The sequence below is a fragment of the Plasticicumulans sp. genome, from assembly GCF_035331805.1.
Classification (GTDB): domain Bacteria; phylum Pseudomonadota; class Gammaproteobacteria; order Competibacterales; family Competibacteraceae; genus Plasticicumulans.
Genome location: NZ_DAOLKE010000242.1, coordinates 1 through 5,514, shown reverse-complemented (window position 1 = coordinate 5,514; position 5,514 = coordinate 1). Strand labels below are relative to the sequence as shown.

5 protein-coding genes are annotated in these 5,514 nt (G+C 70.0%); 1 reads left to right on the top strand and 4 read right to left on the bottom strand.

The window, feature by feature from the left end; genetic code table 11:
• The 4 genes from chrA to PKE44_RS14320 form a co-directional block, all read right to left on the bottom strand.
• Entirely contained in the window at nucleotides 1-1,350 is a 1,350-nt protein-coding gene (chrA, locus tag PKE44_RS14335; protein WP_324552353.1) for a chromate efflux transporter, read from the bottom strand.
• A 276-nt stretch (nucleotides 1,351-1,626) separates the two neighbouring features.
• Nucleotides 1,627-2,553 (bottom strand): AEC family transporter, encoded by a 927-nt coding sequence (locus PKE44_RS14330; RefSeq protein WP_324552351.1) that lies wholly within the window; start codon nucleotides 2,551-2,553, stop codon nucleotides 1,627-1,629.
• Nucleotides 2,554-2,796: 243 nt separating this feature from the next.
• Nucleotides 2,797-3,753 carry a thioredoxin-disulfide reductase gene (gene trxB / locus PKE44_RS14325; protein WP_324552349.1) on the bottom strand — a complete coding sequence of 319 codons (957 nt, stop codon included), beginning with the start codon at nucleotides 3,751-3,753 and terminating at the stop codon, nucleotides 2,797-2,799.
• A gap of 171 nt (nucleotides 3,754-3,924) precedes the next feature.
• Nucleotides 3,925-4,527 carry a peroxiredoxin gene (locus tag PKE44_RS14320; protein ID WP_324552347.1) on the bottom strand — a complete coding sequence of 201 codons (603 nt, stop codon included), beginning with the start codon at nucleotides 4,525-4,527 and terminating at the stop codon, nucleotides 3,925-3,927.
• Between the two features lie 255 nt (nucleotides 4,528-4,782).
• On the opposite strand from PKE44_RS14320, the gene PKE44_RS14315 reads away from it, so the two are divergent.
• Complete coding sequence (locus PKE44_RS14315; protein ID WP_324552345.1) at nucleotides 4,783-5,514, top strand: TerC family protein; 732 nt, start codon at nucleotides 4,783-4,785, stop codon at nucleotides 5,512-5,514.

The window sequence follows — 5,514 nt, the reverse complement described above, 5'->3', positions numbered from 1 at the left end:
TCAGCCCGCCAGCCCGTGCAGGAGCCCGAGCCCCGCACAGACGCCGATCACCGGAATCACGCCGGCCTTGTAGCGGATCAGCGCCACCAGCGCGCCGGCGCCGATCACGGCGGCGAGCCATTCAAAGCGCCCGCCGAAGCCGGCCGGCCACAGCACGTGCTCGGCGAAGAACAGCGCCAGGCTCAGGATCACGCCGACCACGGCGGCGGTGATGCCGGTCAGCGGGGCCGTGAACTTGAGATCCCCGCGCGTCGCCTCGACCCAGGGGCCGCCGATCAGGATGAACAGGAAGGACGGCAGGAACGTGAACACGGTCGCGACCACGGCGCCGAGCGCGCCGGCCCAGGCCAGGGCGTCCGGCCCGAGGACCTCCTTGGTCCAGGCACCGACGTAGCCGACGAAGGCGACGACCATGATCAGCGGTCCCGGCGTGGTCTCGCCGAGCGCGAGGCCGTCGATCATCTGCGCGCCGGTGAGCCAGTGGAAGTGCTCGACTGCGCCCTGATAGACGTACGGCAGCACCGCGTAGGCACCGCCGAAGGTCAGCAGCGCCGCCTTCGTGAAGAACAGGCCCATGTCGACCAGCACGCCGCCGAAAACGAGGGCCAGCAGCCCGAGTCCGCCGGCCCAGAGCCCGAAGCCACCGAGCGCAAGGCGCGTGAGCCGCCCGCGGTCGATGCGCGCGTGCGCCGGGGTCGGCGTGTGGTCATCGATCAGCGCCGGGCCGTAGCTCGCCTTGCCGGCGCCGTGGCCGCCCCCGCCGCGGAAGCACTGCGGTGCCAGCCGCCCGCCGAGCGCCCCGATCAGGCCGGCGCCGATCACGATCAGCGGAAACGGCAGATCGAACACGGCGATGCCGAGGAAGGCCGCGGCGGCGATGGCCCACAGCACGGGGTTCTTCAGCGCCCGCGAGCCGATGCGCCAGGCCGCGAACACGACGATCGCGGTGACCGCCGGCTTGATGCCCCACAGCACGCCGGCCACGGCCGGCACCTGACCGAAGGCCAGGTAAATCCAGCTCAGTGCGATCAGCACGAACACCGAGGGCAGCACGAACAGCGCGCCGGCGGCGATGCCACCCTTCGTACCGTGCAGCAGCCAGCCGATGTAGGTCGCGAGCTGCTGCGCCTCGGGGCCGGGCAGGACCATGCAGTAGTTCAGCGCGTGCAGGAAGCGCGATTCGCTGATCCAGCGCCGGTGTTCGACCAGATCCTGATGCAGGATCGCGATCTGTCCGGCCGGCCCGCCGAAGCTGATGCAGCCGAGGCGCAGCCAGTAGCGCAGCGCCTCGCCGAAGCCGGGCGCCGGCGGTGCTGTCAGCGCATCGGACCGGTCCGGCGCCGGGGGCATGAGGGGTTCGGGGGCAGTCATCGCGATACCTGCGGGCAGTCTGGGAGAAGAACGATTCCGGCGGCCCCCGACCGCGGTGGCGGCTTCCGACATGTCGTTGGCCCGACAGCTTGCCGAAGCGGCCACGGACTGCCCAGTGCGACACCCGGCGCCGCGCTGCTGTCCGGTCCGGAACCACGACTGGCGGGGTCGCTCCGGGGGGCCGGGAAGCCCTTACCCCAAAATCCTCTCCCGGAGGTATAGCGCGGCTGAATCGCGGGCTCCGGCAAGACGCCCTCAGACCAGCGCGAGCACCAGCGCCAGCACCGGCGCCGACAGCAGCGTCGACAGCACGATGCTGCCCGAGGCGAGCGCCTCGTCGCCGCCGAGCTGGCGCGCGAGCACGTAGGAGGCCGACGCGGTCGGCGTCGACAGCAGGATCAGCGCCGAGCGCAGCTGCTCCGGCGCGAGTCCGAGCAGCCAGCCGAAGCCGAAGCCGAGCAGCGGCAGCAGCGCGGTCTTGATCAGCGCCGCCCCGAACACCGGCCGCAGCCGGCTGCCGATGTGCGCACCGATCAGCGAGCCGCCGATGCCGAGCAGCGCCAGCGGCAGCGCCATGCGCCCGAGCGCATCGAGGCTGCGCTCCAGACTCGGCGGCAGTCCGGCCCCGCTGGCCGCGAGCGCGAGGCCGATGACGCAGGCGAGCAGTTGCGGATTGGTCGCGAGGCTGCGCCAGAGCCCGGCGCGGCCGGCGCCGGGCGTGCTGCGGCTGGCTTCGAGCACCAGCACCGCGGCGATGCTGTAGAGCAGGATCACCGGCGCCGAGGCGATCAGCGCGGCGCTGCGCACCTCCGGGTGTCCGGGCGAGGCGTAGACGATCACCGGCAGGCTGATGAAGTACAGGTTGCCGCGAAACGCCGCCTGCACGAAGGTGCCGCGCGCGGCGCGCCCGGCCCCGCAGGCCCCGGCGCAATACCAGGCCAGCACGCCGCCGATCACGGTCGCGACCAGCACGGTCGTGAACAGCCCGGCCGCCGCCAGCGGCTGGAACGGGCCGGTGGCGATGTCGTGCACGGTCAGGCAGGGCAGGCCGATCCAGTAGGTGAGCCGGTTGAGGCCGGTCAGCGTCGTCAGCGACAGGAAGCCGCTGCGCCGCAGCGCGGCGCCGAGGGCGATCAGCAGGAAGACCGGCGCCAGCGAATCGAAGATCGGCCAGAGGCTCATGACGGGCGCTCCCGGTACGACGCAAGGCGCTGCGCCGGCCCCGGGCGCGGCAACGCCGGCCCCTGTGTGACCCGGCGCATGCGCGCAGCGGGAACGGGCGGGCGGCAAAAGCCCCCGGCCGGAAACCGCGGAGGTACGCGCCGACGGCATCCCGTCCGTCGGCGCACACCGGCTGCTGCACCGGCCCCGCGCTCATCGGACCGCGCTGCCGCACGCGGTGCGGCGCACGCAGCCCGGGGAAGCTCAGGCTTCGCCGGCTTCCAGCCAGCGCTCGGCATCGAGCGCGGCCATGCAGCCGGTGCCGGCCGAGGTCACGGCCTGGCGGTAGATGTGATCAGCCACGTCGCCGGCAGCGAACACGCCGGGGATGCTGGTCTGCGTGGCGTTGCCGGCCAGACCGGACTGCACGACCAGATAGCCGTTGTGCATCTCCAGCTGGCCGCTGAACAGGTCGGTGTTCGGCTTGTGGCCGATGGCGATGAACACGCCATCGACGCCGATGTCGCGCGTCGAGCCGTCGGTCGTGCTCTTCAGGCGCGCGCCGGTGACGCCGCCGGCATCGCCGAGCACCTCATCGAGCGTGGCACTGGTCGCGAGCGTGATCTTGCCGGCCTCGACCTTCTCGTGCAGGTGATCGATCAGGATCGCCTCGGCGCGGAACTTGTCGCGGCGGTGGATCAGCGTCACGTGCGAGGCGATGTTGGCCAGGTACAGCGCCTCCTCGACCGCGGTGTTGCCGCCGCCGACCACGGCGACCGGCTTGTTGCGGTAGAAGAAGCCGTCGCAGGTCGCGCAGGCCGACACGCCCTTGCCCATGAAGGCTTCCTCGGACGGCAGGCCGAGGTACTGGGCGCTGGCGCCGGTGGCGATGATCAGCGCATCACAGGTGTAGGTGCCGGAATCGCCGATCAGCGTGAACGGCCGCTCGCCGAGCTTCGCGGTGTGGATGTGATCGAACACGATCTCGGTGTTGAAGCGCTCGGCGTGGCGCTGCATGCGCTCCATCAGCGCCGGCCCCATCAGGCCCTCGACATCGCCGGGCCAGTTGTCGACCTCGGTCGTCGTCGTCAGCTGGCCGCCCATCTGCAGGCCGGTGATCAGCACGGGCTTGAGGTTGGCGCGCGCCGCATAGACGGCGGCCGTGTAGCCGGCCGGTCCGGAACCGAGGATCAGCAGGCGGGAATGGCGGGTTTCGCTCATCGCGGGGGAACTCCGGGGATTCAGTTCGGGATCGGGCGCGGACGCTGCGGCGCCCGCTCCGTCGGATACGGCCTGCTCAAGGGTGTCGATGCGACAGCGCACACGCCCCGGCATGCGCTCTCGGCTCGACACCGGCGGGGGGCAAGCCCCCTGCCGGTGCGGCGTGCGACCTTACAGGGCCGTGGCTTCCTCGGCCAGATAGGCGGCGACGCCATCGGCGGTCGGCTTCATGCCCTTGTCGCCCTTGTTCCAGCCGGCCGGGCAGACTTCGCCGTATTCCTCGGTGAACTGCAGCGCCTCGACCAGACGCACCATCTCGTCGACGTTGCGCCCGAGCGGCAGGTTGTTGACCTGCTGGGCCTGCACGACGCCATCCTTGTCGATCAGGAAGGAGCCGCGCAGCGCGACGCCGGCGCCCGGGTGCTCGACGCCGTAGGCGCGGCAGATGTCGTGCTTGACGTCAGCGACCAGCGTGAACGGCACGCGGCCGATGCCGCCCTTCTCGACCGGCGTCTCGCGCCACGCGAAGTGCGTGAACTGCGAGTCGATCGACACGCCGACCACCTCGACGCCGAGTTCCTTGAACTTCGCGACACGGTTGCCGTGGGCGATGATCTCGGACGGGCAGACGAAGGTGAAATCGAGCGGGTAGAAGAACAGCACCACGTACTTGCCGCGCAGGCTGGAGAGCGAGAAGTCCTCGACGATGCTGCCGTCGGCGAGCACGGCAGCGGCGGTGAAGTCCGGGGCTTCGCGGGTGACGAGTACGCTCATGAATGGATCTCCTTGGCTGGCCTTGTAAGGACTACGGAAGTCGTAGACGCGGCGCAGCATAGCCTTGCCGCGAACCGGTAGGGGAATTGAAAATTTCCGATCACGACGATAGCGCGTGCCTATCAGCGCGCTCAACGAATCATCACCTGTAAGGCAGCCGCCGGATTCTATACTCGCGCTTCGCAGCCCCGCTCATGCCCTTTTCCCGCGCCTTCCCCGCGCCTTCGCCCGCCTCCTCCGACGAGTAGCCCATCCATGGAAATCCTGCTGGACCCGCAAACCTGGCTGAGCCTGCTGACGCTGACCGCGCTCGAGATCGTGCTCGGCATCGACAACCTGGTGTTCATCTCGATCCTGTCCTCGCGCCTGCCCGCGCATCAGCAGAGCACGGCCCGGCGCGTCGGTCTGGCGCTGGCCGTGATCACGCGCCTGCTGCTGCTGCTGTCGATCTCGTGGCTGGCCGGCGTCACCGCGCCGCTGTTCTCGGTGTTCGATCACCCGGTGAGCCTGCGCGACCTGATCCTGCTCGGCGGCGGCCTGTTCCTGCTCGCCAAGGGCACGACCGAAATCCACGCCACCGTCGAGGGCGTCGAGGAGGAAATCCGCGAGTCGAAGGCGGTCAGCTTCACGTCGGTGGTCGTGCAGATCATGATCCTCGACATCGTGTTCTCGCTCGACTCGGTGATCACGGCGGTCGGCATGGCCAGCGAAATCTCGGTGATGGCCGCGGCGGTCATCATCGCGGTGCTGGTCATGGTGTTCGCGGCCGACCCGCTGTCGCGCTTCATCGAGGAGCACGTGTCGGTGAAGATGCTGGCGCTGTCCTTCCTGATCCTGGTCGGCGTCGCGCTGATCGCCGACGGCATGGGCTTCCACATCCCGAAGGGCTACCTGTACTTCGCGATCGCGTTCTCGGTCGGCGTCGAGACGCTGAACATCCTCGCGAAGAAGAAGCGGATGAAGGCGAAGGCCGAAGCGGCGCACTGA